Annotated in this window: 20 protein-coding genes; 14 read left to right on the forward strand and 6 right to left on the reverse strand. The window is 33.6% G+C overall.

What is annotated here, in order from left to right; translation table 11 throughout:
- Nucleotides 1–563: 563 nt before the first annotated feature.
- A complete protein-coding gene (locus tag ACXAHM_RS21300; protein WP_474964530.1) occupies nt 564–1,262 on the reverse strand; it encodes an SAM-dependent methyltransferase in 699 nt (232 codons plus the stop codon).
- Between the two features lie 148 nt (nt 1,263–1,410).
- On the opposite strand from ACXAHM_RS21300, the gene ACXAHM_RS21305 reads away from it, so the two are divergent.
- A complete protein-coding gene (locus ACXAHM_RS21305) occupies nt 1,411–2,544 on the forward strand; it encodes a Na/Pi symporter (protein ID WP_474964535.1) in 1,134 nt (377 codons plus the stop codon).
- A gap of 7 nt (nt 2,545–2,551) precedes the next feature.
- Here ACXAHM_RS21305 and ACXAHM_RS21310 read toward each other — a convergent pair whose 3' ends face one another.
- Both ACXAHM_RS21310 and ACXAHM_RS21315 read right to left on the reverse strand, forming a co-directional pair.
- The gene (locus ACXAHM_RS21310) at nt 2,552–3,451 is read right to left on the reverse strand and encodes a hypothetical protein (RefSeq protein WP_474964538.1); all 900 of its coding nucleotides are present in this window, start codon (nt 3,449–3,451) and stop codon (nt 2,552–2,554) included.
- On the reverse strand, nt 3,370–4,173 hold the full coding sequence (locus tag ACXAHM_RS21315; RefSeq protein ID WP_474964542.1) for a sulfite exporter TauE/SafE family protein: 804 nt from the start codon (nt 4,171–4,173) through the stop codon (nt 3,370–3,372). The genes ACXAHM_RS21310 and ACXAHM_RS21315 overlap by 82 nt, the downstream gene beginning before the upstream one ends.
- A gap of 103 nt (nt 4,174–4,276) precedes the next feature.
- Here ACXAHM_RS21315 and serS point away from each other — a divergent pair, with 103 nt between their 5' ends.
- On the forward strand, nt 4,277–5,551 hold the full coding sequence (serS, locus tag ACXAHM_RS21320) for a serine--tRNA ligase (RefSeq protein ID WP_474964546.1): 1,275 nt from the start codon (nt 4,277–4,279) through the stop codon (nt 5,549–5,551).
- Nucleotides 5,552–5,692: 141 nt separating this feature from the next.
- Complete coding sequence (gene rpsT / locus ACXAHM_RS21325; protein ID WP_062614566.1) at nt 5,693–5,950, forward strand: 30S ribosomal protein S20; 258 nt, start codon at nt 5,693–5,695, stop codon at nt 5,948–5,950.
- Nucleotides 5,951–6,014: 64 nt separating this feature from the next.
- Here the strand turns inward: rpsT and ACXAHM_RS21330 are convergent, their stop codons facing one another.
- From ACXAHM_RS21330 to proS, 3 genes are all read right to left on the reverse strand, one after another.
- Entirely contained in the window at nt 6,015–6,989 is a 975-nt protein-coding gene (locus ACXAHM_RS21330; protein WP_474964550.1) for a radical SAM protein, read from the reverse strand.
- Between the two features lie 84 nt (nt 6,990–7,073).
- Nucleotides 7,074–7,712, reverse strand: coding sequence for a NeuD/PglB/VioB family sugar acetyltransferase (locus ACXAHM_RS21335; protein ID WP_474964554.1), 639 nt, complete (start codon nt 7,710–7,712; stop codon nt 7,074–7,076).
- Between the two features lie 121 nt (nt 7,713–7,833).
- Nucleotides 7,834–9,309 (reverse strand): proline--tRNA ligase, encoded by a 1,476-nt coding sequence (gene proS, locus ACXAHM_RS21340; protein WP_474964558.1) that lies wholly within the window; start codon nt 9,307–9,309, stop codon nt 7,834–7,836.
- Between the two features lie 204 nt (nt 9,310–9,513).
- Here proS and ACXAHM_RS21345 point away from each other — a divergent pair, with 204 nt between their 5' ends.
- From ACXAHM_RS21345 to ACXAHM_RS21395, 11 genes are all read left to right on the forward strand, one after another.
- A complete protein-coding gene (locus tag ACXAHM_RS21345) occupies nt 9,514–10,524 on the forward strand; it encodes a hypothetical protein (RefSeq protein WP_474964562.1) in 1,011 nt (336 codons plus the stop codon).
- Between the two features lie 121 nt (nt 10,525–10,645).
- Nucleotides 10,646–12,409 carry an OmpP1/FadL family transporter gene (locus ACXAHM_RS21350; protein ID WP_474964565.1) on the forward strand — a complete coding sequence of 588 codons (1,764 nt, stop codon included), beginning with the start codon at nt 10,646–10,648 and terminating at the stop codon, nt 12,407–12,409.
- Nucleotides 12,410–12,537: 128 nt separating this feature from the next.
- Complete coding sequence (locus tag ACXAHM_RS21355) at nt 12,538–13,641, forward strand: HD domain-containing protein (RefSeq protein ID WP_474964568.1); 1,104 nt, start codon at nt 12,538–12,540, stop codon at nt 13,639–13,641.
- Between the two features lie 79 nt (nt 13,642–13,720).
- Complete coding sequence (gene lpxD, locus ACXAHM_RS21360) at nt 13,721–14,764, forward strand: UDP-3-O-(3-hydroxymyristoyl)glucosamine N-acyltransferase (protein WP_474964572.1); 1,044 nt, start codon at nt 13,721–13,723, stop codon at nt 14,762–14,764.
- 80 nt (nt 14,765–14,844) lie between these two features.
- Complete coding sequence (locus ACXAHM_RS21365) at nt 14,845–16,242, forward strand: bifunctional UDP-3-O-[3-hydroxymyristoyl] N-acetylglucosamine deacetylase/3-hydroxyacyl-ACP dehydratase (RefSeq protein ID WP_474964666.1); 1,398 nt, start codon at nt 14,845–14,847, stop codon at nt 16,240–16,242.
- Nucleotides 16,243–16,445: 203 nt separating this feature from the next.
- Nucleotides 16,446–17,207: an acyl-ACP--UDP-N-acetylglucosamine O-acyltransferase gene (gene lpxA, locus ACXAHM_RS21370; RefSeq protein WP_474964575.1), complete on the forward strand. Its 762-nt coding sequence runs from the start codon at nt 16,446–16,448 to the stop codon at nt 17,205–17,207.
- Between the two features lie 86 nt (nt 17,208–17,293).
- Nucleotides 17,294–17,908: an ABC transporter ATP-binding protein gene (locus ACXAHM_RS21375; protein ID WP_474964577.1), complete on the forward strand. Its 615-nt coding sequence runs from the start codon at nt 17,294–17,296 to the stop codon at nt 17,906–17,908.
- A gap of 82 nt (nt 17,909–17,990) precedes the next feature.
- The gene (locus tag ACXAHM_RS21380; RefSeq protein ID WP_474964579.1) at nt 17,991–18,425 is read left to right on the forward strand and encodes a hypothetical protein; all 435 of its coding nucleotides are present in this window, start codon (nt 17,991–17,993) and stop codon (nt 18,423–18,425) included.
- Between the two features lie 171 nt (nt 18,426–18,596).
- Nucleotides 18,597–19,805, forward strand: a complete 1,209-nt coding sequence (locus ACXAHM_RS21385) for a dicarboxylate/amino acid:cation symporter (RefSeq protein WP_474964581.1) — start codon at nt 18,597–18,599, stop codon at nt 19,803–19,805.
- Between the two features lie 123 nt (nt 19,806–19,928).
- On the forward strand, nt 19,929–22,124 hold the full coding sequence (locus tag ACXAHM_RS21390; protein ID WP_474964584.1) for a cation:dicarboxylate symporter family transporter: 2,196 nt from the start codon (nt 19,929–19,931) through the stop codon (nt 22,122–22,124).
- Between the two features lie 136 nt (nt 22,125–22,260).
- Nucleotides 22,261–24,429 carry a L,D-transpeptidase gene (locus tag ACXAHM_RS21395; RefSeq protein ID WP_474964588.1) on the forward strand — a complete coding sequence of 723 codons (2,169 nt, stop codon included), beginning with the start codon at nt 22,261–22,263 and terminating at the stop codon, nt 24,427–24,429.
- Nucleotides 24,430–24,490 lie beyond the last annotated feature (61 nt).

A 24,490-nucleotide genomic window follows, 5' to 3' on the forward strand; every position in this document is an offset into this window, starting at 1 on the left:
GTTTATTGTAGACTCTCCACCCCCGAGACAGGAGGGCATGTCTGCCAGTTTCATCACCTTACAGTGTTATATCAAAAGAATTAGAAAACGTTCTTTTCTAACTAGCTGTAAGGGAAGGATTCGAACCTTCACGGAGTACTTAGCCTCTTGACAAATCGTGTGTGCATCGCACGTTTAGTGGTCAACCCATTACCAAGCGTTTATCGTAGACTCTCCACCCCCGAGACAGGAGGGCATGTCTGCCAGTTTCATCACCTTACAGTATTATTTCAATTTTTTGAAGGGTAACTGCGATTCGTTTAATCTTTTACCCTTGATGTTGATACAAAGTAAAAGAATAATACTTTTATCTGCAAACTTTTCAATAAAATAATTTAATATTTATGATATTTATAAAAATGTACTCTATTTGTTGTCAAATTAATATTGGTGTATTCTAATAATAAGTGTTAATTAGTAATTTATTAATAAGTGATATAGTAAAATGAAAAAAGCTTCTAATTTTCATTGGAAGCTTTTTAAAATTTCAATAAATAGTAAGAGAAATTATCGTTCTCGTAACATTATGCTTGAAGTATAAATATCGTGGGCTTTTTATGAATATCTATTTTTTTTGATTTCCACTCCTTTAAAGTAAATGTTTTTATGTATTCATCTTCAGCTTGAATATTAGAAGCAATACATAATCTTGTGTTTGGGTTTAGATTTTCATATAGGTCTTCTAACATAGCAGTATTTCTAAATGGTGTTTCCATAAAGATCTGAGCTTGATAGAATTTGGTAGATTCTGTTTCTAGTCTTTTTAATGCTTTAATTTTTTCAACTTTTTGGATAGGCATATATCCATGGAAAGCGAATTTTTGACCACTTAATCCTGATCCCATAAGAGCAAGAAGTATTGATGATGGGCCAACAAGTGGTTTTACTTTAATTTTATTTTTATGAGCAAACTGTACAGCTAATGCACCTGGATCAGCAACACCTGGGCATCCAGCTTCAGAAATTACTCCAACATTCTCACCACTAGGTATATTATTAAAAAGATTTTTGACCTGTTCTGGTTTTGTCTTTTTATCTAAGATTTGAAAGTTTAATTCTTGTACAGTAATCCCTTCAATTTTCCATCCACCAATAAAACGCCTTGCAGTCCTAAGATCTTCGACAAGATAATATTTAGTGTTTTTGATCGCATCTTGAGTTTCTTTAGGTAAAACATCGTAACGGTCTGCGGCAAGTAAACTTGGAATTAGAAATAATTTCACGCTTGAAATAATTTAAATGGAAAGAAAAAAGTGATAAATTGTACTACTCGGGGATATTAATTCATTTTTTATTAATATTAGATAGAGTAGTGGAAACACTTCTATTTATTAACTTTACAAACTTACTAAAATAGACTAGTTTTTATACTTGAAACAAGCAATAAACAATATAAACTTGGGAAATGTTGATTATAGAGTAGTAGCAAAGAAGTCAATTTTTGTGATATGTGCATTTTATTTAATGTTTGTATCATTTGGAACGATGAAGTTTGCATTTACTCTACTAGGTGGGGGATTAGCTGAACAACTGGTTGCAGCGGAGCATAATCCATTTATATATTTCTTTATCGGACTTTTAGGAGCTGCAGTTTTTCAAAGCAGTTCAGCAGTTACTGCGATTGTAGTTGGTGCTGTTGGGTTAGGAAAAGTGTCTCTTGATGATGCTGTGTTTATTGTCATGGGTGCCAATATTGGTACAACTGTCACTAGTACAATAGTAGCTTTAAGTTATATAGATAATAAAAGTATATTCATGAGAGCACTTTCAGGAGCTGCTTTACATGATTTTTTCAATATATTTTCAGCACTTATATTTCTACCATTAGAATTAACAACGGGTTTCTTATCTAGATTATCTCAGGAAATTGCAAGTAAATTTTTCACTTCTGATATACCAATTGCAAATCCTAAATTCGAAGGAATAAATATTGGAGCAGATAAAATCACACATTTATTATTTGATCCTATTCAGCAATATCCATGGCTTATTTTAGGTGTTTCGGTAATAATGATGATTGTATCATTGAAATTAATAGGAGGAATGACCAAAGAGGTATTTATCACTAATTCTCAAGTCAAGTCAGGTTCTGTATTCTTTAAAAATGATTTTATAAGCTTGATTTCAGGTCTTTCATTAACGGCTATTGTTCAATCAAGTTCGATTACCTCTTCATTGATTGTCCCCCTAACAGCAAGTAAGAAAATATCTTTATCTAGGGCTTATATGTTTATAATGGGAGCCAATGTAGGAACAACGATTACAGCATTATTTGCTGCATTGGCAACAGGTACAGAGTTTGGGGTTGAAATCGCATTAACGCACGTATTGTTTAATGTATTAGGTGTTATAATATTTACTACGATTCCTAAATTGAAACAATTGCCAGTATGGTATGCTAAGAAATTAGGTTACCTAGCAGCTAAAGATAGAATATTTGGGTTTGTATATCTTTTTGTTTTGTTTTTTGTACTTCCTTTTATTTTGGTTTGGATGAATACATAAGAAAGTACTAATTCCAGATCTCAATTTCCTCTTTAGAATATGTATACTTCAAAGGTTTTTGTTTCATACTATTACTTTTACCCTTTGTAGTGTGTTGTTGAACATTTTTAAAATGTGGAGCAAAACGTTTCTTTTGTACGTATTTGTAGGCGTTTTTACCATGACCTTTACCATAGTACATTTTTGTTAAAGATAATTGCTGTTTTACTTTTATATAATTTGGTCTGTAGTTTGCCGCTTGTCGTGCAATTCGTCTATTTCTTGATCTATCGACAACTACGTATCCTCTATATTGATAAGCTTCTCTAGCAACTTTTCTCCCTGGTTTCTTTTCTACCACAACATAGCCTTTGTATTGAGCCGCTTCTCTACCTACTTTTCTTCCTGGATTTTTTTCAACTACTACATATCCTTTCTGATTTGCAGCAGCCTTATTCATTTTCTTTCCTTTGTCTTTATCGACTACAACTTCAACAGCATTGCCAAACTTCTTTTTGTTCGCCTTCTTCTTTTGTTTTGGAGAAGTAGCTTTTACATGGGGTTTGAATTTTTTTAAATCTTTAGATACACTTTTTCTAGCGTCATCTGAAAATTTAATATCAGTATTGATCTTACCTGCTCTTTTCTTTTTTTTCTTAGTAGCCTGTTTATTGAGTGGTTTATTCCCTTCTCTTCTTGCTTTACTATTTCTTTTTTGATAATCACGTACTTCTTCACTATGACTTTTATTACTAGGATTATCGCCTTTGTAATTTTGAGCCAAAGAGCTATTTGTAGTAACTACAGTAATAATTAGTGTACTAATTAAAAGGAAAAAGTATCTATTTATTGAATATAATTGATGAGCCATGCCGAAATACCAAACATTTTGAAAATTGAAATCACGACCATACCAACTAGCAGCCATTTAATGAAAACGTTTGCTTTATCTGATCCTGATGCAAATTTACCTGCAAACCATGTGCCTATCACTTGTCCGACAGCAAGTAGAATGGCAGCAATCCACATAACTTGCCCTTTTATTAAAAAAACAATGAAAACAGGCAGGGTATAAGTTGCTATTATCAACATTTTGATAGCGTTAGCTCTGATAAGTGTCATTTTACCTAAGTTCGAGACCGCTACCAAGATCATAATGCCTATTCCTGCTTGAACAAATCCTCCATAAAAGCCTATCGCAAAGAAAATTAGATTATCTCTCCAAATGGTAAATTTAGGTTTTTGTGAACTACTAAATGTGATTGGAGTATTTTCTTTTTTTTTCTTGAAAATTGGTATTAACATACAAACCATTAAACTTCCAATAATGTATTGTAGGGTTTGTTCATCAATGTCAGCTACCGTAAATGCACCAACGACAGCACCTATAAGTGATGGAATTAAATATTTTAATGAAGATGGAACATCTAGTAATTTATTTTTATGAAATGTATAGGCACCAGTAAAGTTTTGAAATAAAATTCCTAGTCTATTTGTGCCATTTGCCATACCCACAGGCATACCTAAAAACATTAGTAAAGAGAGTGTGAAAAGTGATCCACCACCAGCTAAAGTGTTGACTATACCAGCAACTATTCCTGTGATTATGTAGGCAATGATTGATGTATATTCCAATAAGTGTGGATTCATGGGTAGTTTTTAGGGTAAATTCAATTTTTTCACAAGTGTTAAGTGAGTTCTCCACCTAAAAGTTAACTATATTTGCATCTGAATTTCAAATAATACAGACAAAATGTTATTAGTTTCATATATATCTGAAAATAAAGCTGATGTTATTGAAGGATTACAAAAAAGATTCTTCAACGAACCAGAAGCAACAGTAAATAAAGTTCTTGAGTTAGACGAAGAAAGACGTAAAGCTCAAAAAGATAGAGACGACGCTTTAGCTGAAGCAAACAAAAGTGCTAAGGAGATTGGTATGCTGATGAAGTCAGGTCAAAAGGACCAAGCTGAATTAGCAAAAGCTTCTGCTGCCGAAAATAAGCAAAAAGCTAAAGATTTAAGCTCTAAGGTGGCTGAACTTGAAGGAGAATTACAACAATTACTTTATCAAATACCAAATATTCCTAGAAAACAGGTGCCAGTAGGTAAAACAGATGAAGATAATGAAGTAATGTACGAAAAGGGAGATAAGCCTACTTTACATGATGGTGCTAAACCACACTGGGAGCTTATTGAACAATATGATATTATTGACTTTGAATTAGGAAATAAAGTAACAGGTGCTGGTTTCCCATTTTACAAAGGTAAAGGTGCTCGTATCCAAAGAGCTTTAATCAGCTTCTTCCTTGATGAAGCGGCTAAGGCTGGATATACAGAAGTACAACCTCCAATTGTTATTAATGAAGCATCTGGTTATGGTACTGGTCAACTTCCAGATAAAGAAGGTCAAATGTATTATATGGGTGCAGATGATTTATATTTAATACCTACTGCAGAGGTGCCAATTACAAACATGTTTAGAGGTGAATTATTACAGGAGAATGATTTACCAAAGAAAATGGCAGGACATACGCCTTGTTTCAGACGTGAAGCAGGTTCATGGGGTGCTCATGTAAGAGGATTGAATAGATTGCATCAGTTTGATAAGGTTGAGATTGTAGAAGTACAAAAACCTGAAGATTCTGAAGAAGCACACGAAAGAATGACGAAACATGTTGAAATGTTATTGGAAAAATTAGAACTTCCTTACCGTCGTCTTTTATTATGTAGTGGTGACCTTAGTTTTAATGCAAACTTATGCTATGACTTAGAGGTTTACTCAGCAGCTCAGGATCGTTGGTTAGAAGTTAGTTCAATCAGTAACTTTGGTAACTACCAAGCTAATCGCTTGAAATTGAGATATAGAGATAATAACAAAAAGACTTCATTATTACATACTTTGAATGGTTCAGCTCTAGCATTGCCAAGAGTTTTAGCGGCAATTTTAGAAAATAATCAGACAGAAAAAGGCATAATGATTCCTAAAGTATTGCAAAAATATACGAATTTTGAGGTAATAGACTGATAGATAGTAGATATTTATCGTTGTTAACGTACAACATACTTGTTTATTAATTATAAATACAATATTTTTGCATTCCGTTTGGGAGAAGTTCGTGAGAATTGTATTCCAGACTTTATCTAAGAATTTTAATACATATATATAATGGCAAATCATAAGTCAGCAAAAAAGAGAATTCGCTCTAACGAAGCGAAACGCTTGAGAAATAGATATCAACTTAAGTCTACTCGTACTTTTGTTAAGCGTTTACGTGAAACAAAAGATCACGGTGAGGCTGTTGAGCTTTATAACAAAGTTGCATCTATGATTGATAAGTTAGCTAAGCGTAACATCATTCATAACAAGAATGCAGCAAACAAAAAATCTAAATTAGCTAAGCACGTTAATAAATTAGCTGCTTAATTTTAGATTAAAGCTAAAGTTGAAAAACATTGAAGCCAAGGTTATTTATTTAATCTTGGCTTTTTTATTTTAAAAGATTTTTCCAAGTTCCTTTCCAGAAGTTGTATTTGAAAGTACTTGGTAGGGATTGCCAGAAATATTTATTGATTTCAACACTAAAAGAAGGTTGCATATAGCAGTTGATTGCACATCCTTCACATTCGGGAAGTTTTCCTTCTTGTTGAATGATTGTTTGAATAGGTTTTGATTGATATAACTCAACTAGTTTGTTGTCAATGGGAAATTTTTTAGTGCCAAGATGATAACAAGGAAGAATCAATTCATTTTTTGGAGAAATAACAATACTTGTACTTGCAGCTTTACAAACAGGATCTTCTGTTTTATTACCTCCATTTTTTCTAAGACTAATTAAAGCATCATTCAGAAATACTTTTTTCTTAGAGAACCATTTCTCTAATTTTTTAATTGTAGTGTTAGATAGGCCTCCTCCTATATCACCGTATGAGAACAAAGGGTTTAAGATTAATACAAGATTATTAGGTAAGGTAATTGATTTATATATTTCTTCTATCTCATCGATATTGTCATCCATTACCGTAAATAGTATATCTGGTCTTTCTCCTAGAGATAATGCGATATCAATGGATTCTAATACTTTATTAAAGCACTTTACACCACGTCCTTCATCATGTTTTTGAGGGTCTGACGAATCTAAAGAGAAATGTAGCATATCGATCAACCCTTTCAGTTGATTTGCTCTTTTAGGGTAAAGTAAACCGTTGGAAGTAACGGTTGTGATAAAGCCATATTTTTTGGCTAAAGAAAGCAGTTGATGTAGTTCTTGATGTAGTAGCGGTTCACCTCCTGTAAAGTCAATAACTTTCACCCCAAGCTTTTTTAAATCTTTGAAATTTTGTTCAGCTTGTTCTAGAGTAATATAAGGTGAAGGTTTTTCCCATATATCACAAAAATGGCATTTTGCATTGCATCTATAGGTTACATAATAGTTGCATAATACAGGATGGGAGATGAGTCTCATTAGAGTAAGCGTTAAAAATTAAGAGTTAAGAACTGAACATATGTTACTACGTTCTTCATTCTTAACTCTTAATTCTTTATTCATTTATATTTCTTTTGCAGGCATTCCAAATACAGTTGTATTAGGTTTAACCTCTGTCATTACAAGTGATCCTGGAGCAATTTGAGCATTTTCACCTACCACAACATTGGATGAAATAATAGCACCTGACCCAATGAATGCACCTTTTCCGATTTTTGCACCTGACCCAATGATTGCACCTGATCCAACAGAAACAAAATCTTCCAAAGTAACATTATGTTCTAATACAGCATTGCTATGGATGATACAATTTTCAGGAACTTTAGCATCATAGCCAATTCTCGCACCTGCATTAATAAAATTACCATATCCTAGAAAAGCAGAAGAAGAAATGCTTGCATCCTTATGAATAGCATTGACAGGCATTGCTTTTCTTTTTTCCTTAAGCATTTTTACTGCTTTTTGACGGGCGTCATGATCTTCAATAGCAACAAAAGCATCACATTTCTTTCCGATATGCTTTAGAAAACCGCTATTTTCAGGAGATCCCATTACAGATACTTCACCAATTTCAGCACCATGAAGTTCTTCGTCAGCATCCAAGAAACAGTAAACAAGAATATCTTGACTTTTGAAAATATCTAGTGCTGCTTTACCCATACCGCTAGCACCAAGAATAATTACTGGATTAAGATGGTCCATAATTTATTTAATTAAAATACTGAAAGTAAACAAAACGGATAGCATTTGTAAGGTACATATGCCATCCGTTTAATATAATTATTTCGCTAATTAAAATACTTCAAAAAGCGGAAATTTATTTCTAGTAAGCTTTTGCAAACAATACTCTTTGCGTAGAAGGGTTTCCTGTAAGGATACATTTACCTTCCTCTTGCTTATTATTTAAAGGAATACAACGAATTGTCGCCTTTGTTAAATCTTTGATTTTCTCTTCAGTTTCAGTTGTTCCATCCCAGTGTGCTGCAATGAATCCACCTTTGTTTTCAAGAAGATCTTTGAACTCTTCGAAAGTATTTGCTTCAGTGATATGTTCTTCACGATAATCAAATGCTTTCTTGAAGATATTTGCTTGGATATCTTCTAATAATTGTTGAACAGTTTCAACAACATTGTCCAATTGATAAGTGTTCTTTTCTTTTGTATCACGTCTAGCAATCTCAACTGTGCCGTTTTCTAGGTCACGTTGTCCCATCGCCATACGAACAGGAACACCTTTTAATTCCCAATCTGCGAATTTGAAACCAGGACGTAAAGAGTCTCTGTCATCAAATTTCACTGAAATATTTAGTGCTTGTAATTCTTTTTGAATCACTTTTACTTTCTCAGCGATAGCATCCAATTGCTCTTGACCTTTGTAAATCGGTACAATAACTACTTGTATTGGAGCTAATTTTGGAGGTAATACTAAACCTTCATCATCTGAATGAGCCATGATTAATGCACCCATTAAACGGGTAGAAACACCCCATGATGTACCCCAAACATGCTCTAATTTATTGTCTTTGTCAGAGAACTTTACATCAAATGCTTTAGCAAAGTTTTGACCTAAGAAGTGAGAAGTACCCGCTTGTAGAGCCTTACCATCTTGCATCATTGCTTCGATACAGAAAGTGTCTACAGCACCTGCGAATCTTTCATTAGCTGTTTTTACACCTTTTACTACAGGAACTGCCATGAAATTTTCAGCAAAATCAGCATATACTTCTAACATTTGTTTTGTTTCAGCAACAGCTTCACCTTCAGTAGCGTGAGCAGTGTGTCCTTCTTGCCATAAGAACTCAGAAGTACGTAGGAATAAACGTGTACGCATTTCCCAACGCATTACATTAGCCCATTGGTTTACTAATAATGGAAGGTCTCTGTAAGACTGAATCCAGTTTTTGTAAGTACTCCAGATTACCGTTTCAGAAGTAGGGCGAACGATTAATTCCTCATCCAACTTAGCTTCAGGGTCAACAACAACACCTGAACCATCCTCTGCATTTTTTAGGCGGTAGTGAGTTACAACCGCACATTCTTTAGCGAATCCATCTACGTGGTCAGCCTCTTTACTTAAGTAAGACTTAGGGATAAGCAATGGGAAATAAGCATTAGAGTGTCCAGTATCCTTGAACATTTTGTCTAATGTCTGTTGCATTTTTTCCCAGATCGCGTATCCATATGGTTTAATTACCATACATCCACGTACTGCTGAATTTTCAGCAAGATCTGCTTTTTTTACCAACTCGTTATACCAAGCTGAATAATCGTCGCTTCTTTTTGGTAAGCCTTTTGCCATGATCTATAAAAATATCTGAAAGTGGTTACAATCAAGTATATAAATTGCCATTTGAACTGTTAAAGATAATGATATATTGCTTATAATTCTTATATTTGTCTGATAAGCTAAACCTAACCTATTATTTTGCGTTCAAATTGGAACACAAATATAATAGAATTTTGCTCCTATTGATGATTTTATAAAATAGTAACTACGTTTATTATGAATAAATGGATATATACAGCTATTAGTGCATTATTTGTGATGACTTCTGCTTTTGGACAGGAGTATGATGATATGTACTTTACAAAAGCTGACCGTGAGGCATTAAGTGCAAAACCTGCTGCTATACCAATGGGTATTGGGGAACATGATTTCCCTAATACACCTGAAAGACAACAAGCACAACATAGTCGTTTCTCAAATCCTGATGGAGTAGGAACTGGATATGGTTACCAATATTATGCTACTGAAGACGGAGGAGTAATTCCATCTTCAATTCCTACAACAGGAAATGCTTATATGGAGGCAACTCAAGGAATGTCTATCGAAGAACAACAACAAGGTGGAAATGGTAACAGTGGAGGATTTTTCTCTAACCCATCTGTTTCTTTAGGAATGAGTGCAGGTACTTATGGTACAGGAACAAGTATCGGAATTGGTTTCGGAAATAATTCTGCCTTCAGCTTAGGATTAGGTTTCGGTATGGGAACTATGTATCCAGGCTATGGCTATCCTATGTATGGTATGGGTGGAATGTATCCAGGCTACGGCTACCCAGGTTATGGTATGGGTGGAATGTATCCAGGTTATGGTTACCCTGGCTATGGTTATGGAGGCTATCCAGGCTATGGGTATGGTGGTTATCCTGGTTATGGATATGACCCAAGATATGGTTATGGTGGTTATCCAGTTTACCTACCTGCTAATCCTGCGCGTCAAAACCCAAGAGTTGCACAAAGACCAACTTCTCAAATTAGCGGAGTTAAATATCCAGAGAGATACAAAAATGCAATGGCAACGAATGGAGTAGGGACAACAAGAAGACCTTCAAGTACTCAATCAAGATCAACAAATAATTGGGGAGCTTCTAGACCAAGTAGCGATCCATTTAATAATAATTCTTTCAGAAGACCGTCTAATACAAATTCATCTTTCAGGACAACTTCTCCATCATCTATGGGAGGTGGTAGAAGTTCTGGATCAGCAGGACGATCAGTACGTAGAAGATAAGTTTTTAAGTTTAAAAAAATATTAAGGATGTTTCGTAAAGAGACATCCTTTTTTGTATCTTTCAACCCAGATAACAAACTTCCTTTCTCCCCTATTTTTTAGACATTCATTTACGTTAGATATGTATATTAGAAATCTTATCAAACCAATTTTATTAATAGTATTAACTTTTATCTTATCTCTATCAGTTAATGCACAGTCTGAATTTTATCCTGTTGGATATTATAAAGATGCCGTTCGATTTTCTCAACAAAACCCTATTGGCTCCGCACGAATAAGAGGTATTGGAGGAGCAGGTGTTTCTTTAGGAGGAGATATATCACATGCTATGCTTAATCCTGCCGGTTTAGGTTTTATGCGTAAATCTGAATACCACATTTCAATGGGTGTAGGTCTTACTAATACTTCAACTACTCAAACTGGAGTAGAAGGTGATGCAGGACAGTCAAGATTTTATTTGCCAGAATTAGGAATGGTATTTTCAAATTCTAAATCATCTACAAATAATAGTAGCAAATGGAGAGGTGGAGCTTTTGCTATAACATTTAATCGAATTGCAGATTATAATAGTGATGTTTCCTATGTTGATTACAGAGATAATCCAACTTCATTACTTAATGCATTTGAAGAAGCATCTTATGGATATAATCAGGCATTCATGGATGAAGAAAAAATGTATGGGGCAACATCTTTTGCAGGAATGGCTTATGCATTAGACTTAATTAAACCAATTTATAATCGATCAGGTAGTGATCCAGCTTATAATGATCCAAATTACTACTATTATAATCTTGATCGTGATGCTGATGGATTTACAACTTCCAAAGTTACTCAACGTTCTCAATTGGTAGAAACTCGTGGAGGACAATATGAAACAGCATTAGCATACGGAGGTAATTTTGATGATAAACTCTATATTGGTGGCAAAATCGGAATTCAGAATATCAATTATCAAAGAACTACGCAATATGTTGAATTGAGAGATACAGAATTGACAGAATTGGGTTTAAAAGAAAACTTTAGAACAACAGGTTGGGGAGTTAACTTACAAGCTGGTATAATTTGGAGGCCAATTGACGCACTTCGTATAGGGGCGACATATACTTCACCAACATGGTATGGCTTGAATGATTACTATTCAGCATCTTTATATAAAAATGCTAGTTATTCATGGAATGATTCTGAGTATCAAGAAGAGCATTTTAATCCAGATAATTTCCCTGATGGTCAACCTGATTATGTTTATAATCCTGCTGGAGTTCCATTGTATAACCCTAATGCCTCAAATACGACAGATAATTATTCAGGAGTCAGAACAGCTACTCATGAAGAAATTCGTACAAGATATAATATGACAACACCATGGAAAGCTTCTGGTGGTATTTCAGGTTTCTTGGGAAAGAAAGGTTTTATTACAATGGATGTTGAATATGTAGGGTATTCTGCTATGAAAATTAGTAAAGGAACAACCTATTACTTTGAATATACTTATGACCCTTTAGAGGAGCCACTGAACTTTGAGGGAGATAATTATATTTTAAATGAAGAGTATAGAAATACTGTTAATATTAGAGTGGGAGCCGAATATAGAATTAATAAGCAATTTATGTTAAGAGCGGGATATGCTTATTATCAAGATCCTACAAAAGAGGAATATCAATTAGTAGATCAAAGTAAATCATTGTACTCTGGAGGGTTAGGCTTTAGAAATAATAAGTTTTATGCAGATTTTTCTGTAATATATAGTGCTTGGACTGGAACTGAAGTTCCATATCAATTGGAAGATAATGCTATTGTAAATGGTGAAACAGTATTAATTTACCCAATTGTAGATGTTGATTATTCTCGTTTAGAATTCCAGTTAAGCATTGGAAAGAGGTTTTAATTAATGAAAAATATATGGTATACAAGATGATAAATGATCCTATTTACGGATTTGTGACTATAGATTCTGAATTGATTTTAGAATTAGTAAATCATCCCATTTTTTTAAGACTTACCCGGATTAAACAAATGGGGACATCAAGTGTTGTATACCCTGGGGCTCAGCATACCCGTTTTAGTCATGCATTGGGTGCAATGCATTTAATGAAATTGGCTTTAGAGTCTATAAAAAGGAAAGGAACAAAGATCTCTAAAAAGGAAAAAGAAGCAGCAATGATTGCAATACTTTTGCATGATTTGGGACATGGCCCTTTTTCTCACTCATTAGAATATATTCTAATTAACATTCATCATGAAGAATTGACTTCGTTTTTAATGTATAAACTTAATGAAGAGTTTGATGGTGCATTAAAATTAGCAATTTCTATTTTCGAAGGAACCTATAAACGTAAGTTTTTTCATGATCTTTTATCTAGTCAATTAGATATGGATCGATTAGATTATTTACAAAGAGATTGTTTCTTTTCTGGAGTAGTAGAAGGAAGTGTAGGAGCAGATCGAATCATTAGAATGTTGCAAGTGCATAATGATGAGATTGTAGTAATGGAAAAAGGTGTCTATAGTATAGATCGTTTTTTGAATGCTAGAAGAATGATGTATTGGCAAGTTTATCTTCATAAGACTGGACTTGCTGCTGAATTAATGTTACAAAGTGTAGTCAAAAGAGCAAAACATCTTTTATCAGAAGGGTATGACTTAGCTTGTGATGATGATTTGAAATTTTTCTTAACTAATGAAGTTTCAAGAAAAGATTTTAAAAAGGATCCTTCAATATTGGAACATTACTTACAACTTGATGATTATAACATATGGTCTGCGATTAAACAGTGGAGAAATTCTGATGATAAAGTTTTAAGCTATCTTATTGATGGTCTTTTGAATAGAAAACTCTTTGATTTGGAAATGTCTACCGAAAAAATCCCACAAAAAAGGTTAAAATCAATCGAGAAACATTTATTAAGAAATGGTTTTGACAAGGATGAAATACCTTATTTGACCTTTATTGGAGAGGTTAGTAATTCAGCGTATACATCTGATAAAGAGAATATTAAGGTATTAAAAAAGAAAGGGGAGATTGTTGATATTTCAGAGGCTTCTGATTTACCTAATATTGAAGTTTTGACGAAAATTGTCACAAAATATTATCTATGCCAACCCAAAATTGTATCTTAGCGTGATTTTTTGGCTGAATTCTATATTTAGCTAAATAATACTGAGTTAATTTTCTATAAAATTACATAGAAAACATATTATGAAATTAGAGATTACAGTACAACAGATTGCAGCTTTACTACAAGGTGAAGTAGTGGGTGGAGATCCGAATGCGAAGATTTCGGCCATTGCAAAAATCCAAGAGGGAGATGCTAATGCTATATCTTTCCTTGCAAATATGAAATACGAAGAGTATCTCTATTCAACCAAGGTAAGTGCTGTAATTGTTAGCAAAGGATTCGAACCCAAACAGGAAGTGCCATGTGCAATGATTGTTGTTGAAGATGCATATGCGGGCTTTACTGATTTACTTACAGAATATCAAAGAATGCTAAGCTTAGCAAAAGTAGGTATTGAACAACCTGCTTTTATTGACGAATCAGTTGAAATGGATAAAGCAACGGCTTATGTTGGTGCTTTTACTTACATTTCTAGAGGAGTTAAAATAGGCAAGAATGTAAAAATTCACCCTCAAGTATTCATTGGTGAAGGTGTAGAAATTGGAGATAACTGTGTTTTATATGCAGGCGTAAAAATCTGTCATGGATCTAAACTGGGTAACAATTGTACATTACAAGCTGGTGCAGTAGTCGGTTCAGATGGTTTTGGTTTTGCTCCTCAAAAAGATGGAACATATAAAACAATTCCACAAATCGGGAATGTTATATTAGAAGATAATGTAGATATCGGAGCAAATACTGTTGTTGATAGAGCAACAATGGGATCTACTGTTCTGAAAAAAGGTGTCAAATTGGATAATTTAATTCAAATTGCTCACAATGTAATTATTGGTGAAAATACAGTGATTGCATCTCAAACAGGTGTTTCTGGCTCAAGCGAAGTTGGTGCAAATTGTATGATTGGCGGTCAAGTAGGTGTATCAGGTCACATTAAAGTTGCTGATAGAACTATGGTAGCAGCACAATCAGGATTAGCACAAACTGTAAAAGATTCTGGTAGCAGAATCATGGGTTCACCTGCAATTCCTCAAATGGAACACTTAAAATCTTTTGCAGTTTACAGGAAGCTACCTGAGTTACAAAGAATTGTAAGAGATCTTGAGAAAAAAGTATTAAGTTTGTAGCCGAGTTGAAAAACAACGGCTATTATATTAGAAATTAACCGAGTAGTTAGGCAGGGTAAACTTGTCAATTCTATTTTATGATGTATACAAAACAGCATACTATAAAAGCGCCAGTGACTGTAGAAGGCGTAGGTATTCATACAGGTGCAATCAGTAAGATGGTATTTATGCCAGCTCCTGAAAATCACGGATACAAATTCCAACGTGTAGATATTGAAGGTCAACCAATCGTTGATTGTGATGTTGATAACGTAGTAGATGTTTCAAGAGGAACTACTATTGAGCAGGACGGAGCTAGAGTAAATACTGTAGAACACGTTTTAGCTGCTTTAGTAGGTTTACAAATTGACAACGTATTGATTCAAATTGATGGTCCTGAACCTCCGATTATGGAAGGTAGTTCTATCAAATTTGTTGAAGCGTTGATGGAAGTAGGTATTGAGGAACAATCTATGTTGAGAAACTTCTTTGAAGTGCCAGAAGGTGTATTCTACAAAGAAGATGATCGTAAAGTAGAAATCGCAGCTCTACCATTGAATGATTATAGATTAACTGTAATGGTTGATTATAATTCTCCAGTATTAGGTAGTCAACATGCTGCTCTGAATAATATCGAAGATTTTGCAGCTGAGATTGCATCATCAAGAACATTCTGTTTCTTACATGAAGTAGAAGCATTACGTAAGGCTAACCTTATCAAAGGTGGTAACTTCAATAATGCAATTGTTGTGGTTGACCAAGTTGTAAATCAAGAGACTTTAGATGAATTAGCTGATTTATTTGAGTTGCCATCTGTAGAAGTTGCAGACGAAGGTATCTTAAATAACGTTCAGTTACGTCATCCAAATGAGCCTGCTCGTCATAAATTACTTGATGTAATTGGTGATTTAGCATTAGTAGGTAGACCAATTAAAGGTCAAATTTTAGCAGCAAGACCTGGTCATGCAGCAAACGTAGCATTTGCACGTAAATTGAAGAGTTTAATGTTGAAGTCAGCAAGAAAGAATGTTCCTACTTATGACCCAACAGTAGCTCCAATTTATGATGTAAATCAAATTGAGGAAATGTTACCTCATAGATATCCATTTAGATTGGTTGATAAGATTACTGAAATCACAGATAACTATGTTATTGGTGTTAAAAATGTAACTATCAACGAACCATTCTTCCAAGGTCACTTCCCAAGTAACCCTGTTATGCCAGGTGTATTACAGATTGAAGCAATGGGACAAACTGGTGGTATCTTAGTACTTAACACAGTTGATAATCCTTCAAATTACTGGACTTATTTTGTAGGTGTTGAAGAGTGTAAATTCCGTAGAATGGTAATGCCAGGAGATACACTAATTATCAAATGTGAGTTATTAATGCCAATCCGTAGAGGTATTGCTAAAATGAAAGGTCAAGCGTATGTAGGGAACAAGTTAGTGACTGAAGCGATCATGACTGCAAGTTTAGTAAAAAAAGATAATTCATAAATCAATTGAAGATGAGTTGAAGGTACACTTACTTTTAACTCATCTTTTTAATTGATATATTTGTGCGCTCTAACGTGATTGATGCATTTACATCGGTTAGATTATCTTAGTTAACGTAAAAAACAGGTGAATTTTCTAGTAATAGTAAGTTTTACCGTCTGATATAAAAAATGACAAAAAATCCTTACACTGAAAAATATCCAATGACAAACATACACCCGGATGCAGTAATTGCAGACAGTGTAGTAGTAGAGCCTTTTGCTACTATTCAAGGTGATGTTGAAATTGGAGAAGGGAGTTGGATAGGGCCCAACGCTGTTATCATGGATGGTGCCCGTATTGGTAAGAATGTAAAAGTTTTTCCAGGTGCAGTAGTTTCAGGTGTTCCTCAAGATTTGAAATTCAAAGGTGAGAAAACTTTAACTTATATTGGTGATAATACCACTTTACGTGAGTGTGTGACAGTAAGTAGGGGTACAACTGATAAGATGAAAACAGTAGTAGGTAGTAACTGTATGCTTATGGCCTATGTACATATTGCTCATGATGTGATTATGGGTGATAACTGTATTTTATCAAACGCAACTCAAATTGCAGGTCACGTAGAAATTTCTAACCATGTAATTATTGCAGGTACTGCTGCAGTACATCAGTTTGTGAAAATTGGTGAGCATGCATTTATTGGTGGTGGATCATTAGTAAGAAAAGATGTTCCTCCATTTGTAAAAGCTGCAAGAGAGCCATTAAGTTACTGTGGTATCAACTCTGTAGGACTAAGAAGAAGAGGTTTTGAAGGAGATACTCTTCAAGAAGTTCACGAGATGTACAGATTACTTTACACAAGAGGTTTTACAATGAATGAAGCAATGCGTCAGATTGAACAAGAAATTGAACCTTCTGAAGAGCGTGATATTATTCTTGACTTCTTAAAGAATTCTGAACGTGGAATCATCAAGGGTTACTAAACAGTAGCCTTCTTAAGAAATTGATTTAGATACCACTTTTTCATTATAGAAAATGAAGAAGTGGTATTTTGTTTTTAGATAAGATTATGAAAATAACTTTAGAGAATGTAAGTAAGAAATTTTCAAGAGAATGGATCTTCAGAGATGTGAATTATACTTTTGAAAGTGGTAAGTCTTATGCAATTACAGGAGGAAACGGTAGTGGTAAATCTACTTTTTTAAAGATTATTGCTGGAATTAATGATCCATCTAAGGGAAAAATAACTTATCAAGATCAAGATAAAACAATCTTAGTAGATGATATTTGGAAGCATCTTGTGCTTACAGGGCCTTATACAGATCTTATAGAGGAGTATACTTTAATAGAACATTTAGATTTTCATCGAAAATTAAGAGGTTTTACAAAAAGTAATGATGAGATAATTGATATTTTAGGATTAAAAAGTTCTCAAAATAAGCAGATTAAGGACTTTTCTTCTGGAATGAAACAGAAGTTTAAACTTGCATTATCTTTTTTTACTGAAACACAAATAATGTTTCTGGATGAACCTACAAGTAATCTAGATCAAAAAAATATAGCATGGTATCATCAATGGTTGCCTGAGGTAAGTAAAGAGAAAATAGTCATTATATGCAGTAACCAACCCTATGAATATGAGTTCTGTAGTGAAATTATTTTAATAGAAAGCTATAAATATTAATATAGTTATATTATATTTGCTTTTGTCGGTCTCCTTATTTCAATTGTCTCTATTACATTCTAAAACTTAAAAATCTATTGTAATGAAAAACATTTGGAAAAATGCAATTTACTTTCTTTCACTAATCGGCTTAATGACATTTGTTACTAGCTGTGGTGATGATGGTGGCGAAGATGGACCTTCTGTAACTACTGCTACTTATGTGGCTGAACCTAGTGATATCTCTCAGGAAAATGTTACAGAACCAGCTACTATTACAGGAAATATTACTATTGAAGTATCATCTGATGGAAACATTGTAGTTTCAGGTATCGATCCAGCTTGGAATTTAGAGCCAAGTGGATTCGTGAATGGTAACTACACTGTTGAAACATTTAATGCTTTAGGATGGACTTCTGGTTCAGTTAGCGCTGATGCTCAAGCTTCAGTTGTAACATTAGTTTATGATACAACTCCTGCTGCAGCAAAAACTAAGGTAGTTTATCCGGTATACACTTACGTATTCAACAGACAATAGTTTACGAATGTAAGGAAAGACCTATTGAAATTTAGACCCTGTTACGGCAACGTGATAGGGTTTTTTTTATGTATTAAAATTGAATAACATCTGTTAGTAAGGAGGTTATTAATTATTCTATTAACTTTCGGAGCACATGTAAATTTTATATTATTAATCAATAAGAGGTAAATGAAATTTTTTAAAATAGATTTAGGTATCGCTATACTTATTGCTATGATTCTTGGTGTGATTCTAGGTGTCATCTTTGGAGAGGATGTATCAGTCATTGCACCAATTGGTAAAATCTTTATCAAATTACTTTCCATGCTAGTAGTACCTTTGGTATTTTTCTCTATTATCATGGGAGCCCAAGCCTTAGGACAATCAAAAAATGCTGGAAAAATAGGTACTTTAACTTTCGCTTATTTTGGCGTCACTTCATTTATCGCTGTCTTTTTTGGGATTCTATTACCTGTCATTTTTGAACCAGGAAAAGGTTTAGATTTGTCATCATTAGCTAATGGAATAATGGACTCTAGTTTAACAGAAAAAGGTGAAGTTGTTGGTTTTTGGGACACACTATTAGGGGTGATTCCTTCAAACCCATTTAAATCACTAAATGAAGGTTCTATTTTACAGATTATCATGTTCTCATTATTCTTTGGAGTCGGTATCGGAAAACTTCCTGAAGATAAAAGGGAAGTTGTAAGTAAATTTGTAGATGGCGTGAATGATGTCTTAACATGGATGATCATCAAAGTAATGTGGTTGGCTCCATTTGGAGTAATGAGTTTGATGGCTGATGCTGTAGGTACTTTTGGATATGATGTTTTATTCAATATTGGTAACCTATTTATCTTATATATGGTCGCATTATTTATTGTAGCTTTTCCTGTATTTGGTGGATTGGTGCATTTATTAAGTAATGTATCAGGTATTAAGTTTATCAAAGAAATGTTGACACCACAAATCTTTGCGATATCATCTGCATCTTCATTGGCAACATTACCATTGAATTATGAAGCTTGTAAAAATATGAATGTCAAGAAATCAGTTTCTTCATTTGTATTACCATTAGGAGCGACAGTTAATATGGCTGGAAATGCCGTTTTTAATCCTATGGTTGCAATCTTTTTTGCACAAATGTACGGTATTGAATTAGGGTTTAGTGATTATATCGCTATTGCAATTACTTCAGTGCTTGGAGCTGTAGGTACTGCAGGTGTTCCAGGACCTACGTTATTATCAGTAGCTGTTTTAATGGCTGTAGGTATACCAGTAGAAGCATTGCCTTTAATTTTTGGTGTAGATAGAATCTTTGATATGTTTAGAACCGCTGTAAACATTACTGGAGATGCTTCTTGTGCAGTAATTATGGAAAAGTTAGAAGAGGAATAAAACACCTTTTTTCTATAGAATATATCCTCAATAAAGGTTACTCTAAGCATTGGAGTAACCTTTATTTATATTATATTTAATAGAAGAACATAACGTACTATATTATACTATTTCTTGTCTTTTATGACTGATCAAACCCAAACAACAAAAGCCAAAGCACCAATGACCTTATCTACAAAGATCTTGATAGGGTTATTTATTGGTATTGCTGTTGGTTTATTTTTTGGAGAATATTGCAAACATTTAGGTATTGTTGGTGAAGCATTTATTGGATTGCTTCAGATGACAGTGCTTCCATATATTGTCTTTTCACTTATCGTAAATATTGGACGTCTATCACTTGAAGAAGGGCGTAAGTTGATTATAAATGGTATTCGTTTCCTAGTTATCTTATTGGGAATTGGGATTACAGTAGTTTTGATTTTACCTTTTGCTTTTCCAGAATGGAAGTCAGCAAACTTTTTTAGTACTAGTTTTGTGACTCCACCTCCAGAGATTGATTTTCTAAAACTATATATTCCTTCAAACCCCTTCTTTTCATTAGCGGAAAGTAAAGTTCCGGCAGTTGTATTATTCTCGATTCTAGTTGGAATTGGTGTAATGCAAATCAAAGGAGATGATAAAGAACTCTTATTAAATAGTTTAGATGCTTTTAATAAGGCATTAAATCAAGTCAATAAAATCGTTGTCAAACTTACTCCTTTAGGTGTTTTTGCAATTGCAGCAAGTACGGCTGGTACAATGACAATGGATGAGCTAGGAAAAATGCAAGCTTATCTGTTGACTTATTTAGTAGCAGTGCTCATTATGGTGTTTTGGGTTTTACCTTATTTAATATCAGCATGTACACCCTTTAAATATGGAGATGTATTTAAATATACGAAAGCAACATTGATTACGATCTTTGCAACTGGAAAAATCATTGTTGTACTGCCTCAGTTGATTGAAGACCTTAAATTACTTTATGATGAATACAATCTGAACAATGAGGAGAATGATGCTGGTACAGATATATTAATGCCTTTAGCTTATCCTTTTCCTAATCTAGGTACACTCATTATTTTTATATTTGTTCCTTTTGCCGCTTGGTTTGTGGGTAATGAAATCCAATTGAAAGAAGTACCAGTATTTATGGGAGCAACACTTTTAAGTAGTTTTGTCGCTCCAGTAACAGGCATACCTTTTATGCTGGATTTACTCAAAATTCCTAAAGATATGTTTCAGTTGTTTATCGTATCAACTGTTTTTACGGATAGAGTTAGAGTAGTTTTAGGAGCAATGCATTTGATTACACTTACAATTTTAACTTTAAGTAAGTCACATGGTTTTTTTAAAATAAAAAAAAGAAAGCTCATTACTTTAGTTACTGTTGCTGTTGGCTTATTTATTTTTAGTTTAATTCCTTTAAGGTATTTCCTTGCCTATTCTTTAAAAGATGTCTATAAGAATGATAAAGTCATATCAAACATGCAATTGATTCATCGACTAGTTCCTTTTAAAGTTTTACCAGAAGCTAAACCTAATCCAATAAAACTAATGGAAGGTGAAGGTATATTGGATAGAATCAAAAGAAGAGGGATTATTCGAGTAGGATTTTATGAACAAGAAGTACCTTTTAGTTATTTTAATGCTAAAGGTGAGTTAGTTGGTTTTGGTATTGATATGGCACATGAACTAGCTTCTGCTTTAAAGGTGGAAATTGAATTTATACCGATTACTGTAGGAAATATGCCAGATGAATTAAAGAATGATTACTTTGATATTGTGATGTCTGATATTTTCTTATCTAGTCAATATTCGGCAGAATTAGCTTTTTCTAAACCCTATATTGATGTGACAATGGCACTTGTCGTTGGAGATCATGCTGATCAATATAAAACATATGATAGAGCAATAGAATTGGACTCGTTTACTATTGGTTATTTTGAAAGGAGTGATGTTGCGAAGAAATTCTTAAAATACTTCCCTCAAGCAAGTGCTGTTCGATTAGATTCTGTCAGTCAATTCTTCCATCAAGAAAATGATAGTTTACATCTCAGTGGATTGTTAACAAGTGCGGAAAGAGGTTCGGCGTTAACTTTATTGCATCCTGAATACCAAATTGCGGATCCATTACCTTACAAAATTACATTACCGCTTGCTTATCCTGTTGGAAATAATGATGAAAATATGGCCATTTTTGTCTCAAATTGGATAGAAGTAAATCAAAAAGATGGTACAATCGAGAGGTTCTACGATTATTGGATTCTTGGAAAAGACCCGACACGGAGGGAAAAACATTGGAGTGTAATCCGTGATGTTTTACATTGGATAGATTAACAAAAAGCCATAGGGAATCAAGAAATCCTTATGGCTTTTTTTGATATTATACTTTTTGGTGTTGAAAAAAAGCAGTAAATTATAAGTACTTTTTAAGGCTTAAAACCTTAACTGATCAAAATAACCCAAAACTCTCATGATTCTCAACAATAGACACTTACTTTATTCTTTAACTTTTTTACTACTGATATCCTGTGTTTCTCAAAATAAAAAAGGATCATACTCTTCTATAGATTCATTCACTGATGAAGATTTTAACTGGAAAGAATTGACTGGAAAACCAGTATTTGTAGCTTCTAGAGCTAACTATAGCCCTGAAGTACAAGCTGAGGTATTTTCAATTCCAGCGATTCAACAATTAGAAGATGCCAAAGAAAAAATGCCTGAAAGTTTATCTTCTTTAACTCAGAACTTCATCAATGAATTGTTGATGGAATATCCTGATTTAACAGAGCATCAAAAAGAAATGTTGAGGGATTATGCAACTTGTAATATGAGAGTTTTGTCAAAAGAAACGAATCCTAAAAGATTTTCTTTTGTTCATAACAAGATGCATAAATCATTTGTCTACTTGAGAGACACAAGGGGTATTCGATCAGGTTATGCTTTTGTAGGTAATGTGTCAAAAAAAGAAGTAGGAGGTCAAGTTGGGTATATTGTAAATATGGCAACTGGGGAACTAGTCGAATTTGATATTTCATCAGCTTGGAAGGGTGTTGGATATGAAAACGATTCAGGCCAAACACCATTAGGATATTTCTTAATTTATAAAGATTATCATCAAAAGGGGTGGCAAGCAAAAACATTGACTACCGATACAAAAAATATTTTTCATAAAATTGAAGGACAGTCTTTTGAAGGTGAAGCAAAGTATTTGTACCGAAAAAACACGAAAGAAGAAAAGGCTTTTATATGTTCTAACCAATTTGGTTTGATAGGTCAAAATTTTGGTTCTGAATTAATCGACTTAGCTGCACCAAAATATTTAGACCTTCCAGATGAGGAAGTTTGTTACATTGACAATAGTAACTCAGGAAGTAGACAAATCTATGTTCATGGATCTAATAGGGTTGATCAATTAGGTTTTGCCTTATCAGGTGGATGTATAAGAATCTCGAATATTAATTCATATATCTTCAGAGAGATTATCTTAAAGCAAGAAACAATGCCTGTTTTCTTAGATGCCGTAGCCTATCATGAACCAAAACCTGTACAAGTTCCAGGGTTTGATGATACCGATCTAGAGTCAATTTATAATACACAATCTATTGTTATTAGACGTCAGAATCTGTTGGATTCTATATCTCTAAATAGACAGTTGTATTCTAAAGTATTACCAGAGTTGGCCAATTCGATAGCGTATAGAATGTCTAAGATTGGAAATCAAAAAGCAAGTATTGATATTAAAATAACGGTGCCATTCCCAGAAACCGCTATGAAATATTGGTTGGCAAAACATAGAATTGAAGATTTTACAGAATTACCATTACAACAGACTTTTGGTTTTAGAGGAGAATATTATAAAAATGTCAACCGAAGATCTTCAAATCCCTTTTTTAAGGATTATAATACAGATGAAATCAATACCTATTTTACTGAAAGAATTACTGATACGAAAGAAGCATTGGAAGTGAATCTAATGAATGCATTTGAGAAGTATGAATTAGAAACTGATTCTTTATATGCCTTGGTTGAAATTAGTGAGCAATCTCAAATAGATGGTTACTTTAATGCTAACTTAGATTCTATAGATCCATTTGAATATTTCTCAATTTCTGATGAAAGAAGAAGAGTGCTGACTTACATGGAGTTGATTGATACTTTAACGCAGATAAAACCTGAAGCTATAGAAAATTGGGAACATCTTACTTGGATTGACAAATACATGGCATTTAGAGATAATATTCCTTATGAACAATTTGAATTAGATTATCATGATGTTGTTTTGATGCAAGCCTATATTTATGCAATGGGCGAACAAGAACTGTACATGCGAGATGTAAAAGCAGGAAAACTTGTTTCAGCGAGAGGTGAACCTTTCTATACTAAATTGGTTGATCGATATGGTATAGAAAAAGCACTTTCTATGTTAGATGAAGCCGGTATGTGGAAGTTATTTCAATATTCTCATAGTTCAGAAAATAAGACATTGATGAAAATGGTCAGTGTAGCTTATCCAAAAGATGACATGGCCAAAGGAATGCGAACGTTAGCAGAAGCCTATTTTAGTCAATACAAATGGGCCGCAAATCAATATGTTATTACTTCAGAAGTAAATGGAGATGTCATTTCAATGGCAGATTAAAATAAAAAACCTCTTAGCTTTAACTGAAAACTAAGAGGTTTATTTTTTATTCACGATTTGA

This window comes from Flammeovirga sp. AWQ4_249 (assembly GCF_056161045.1).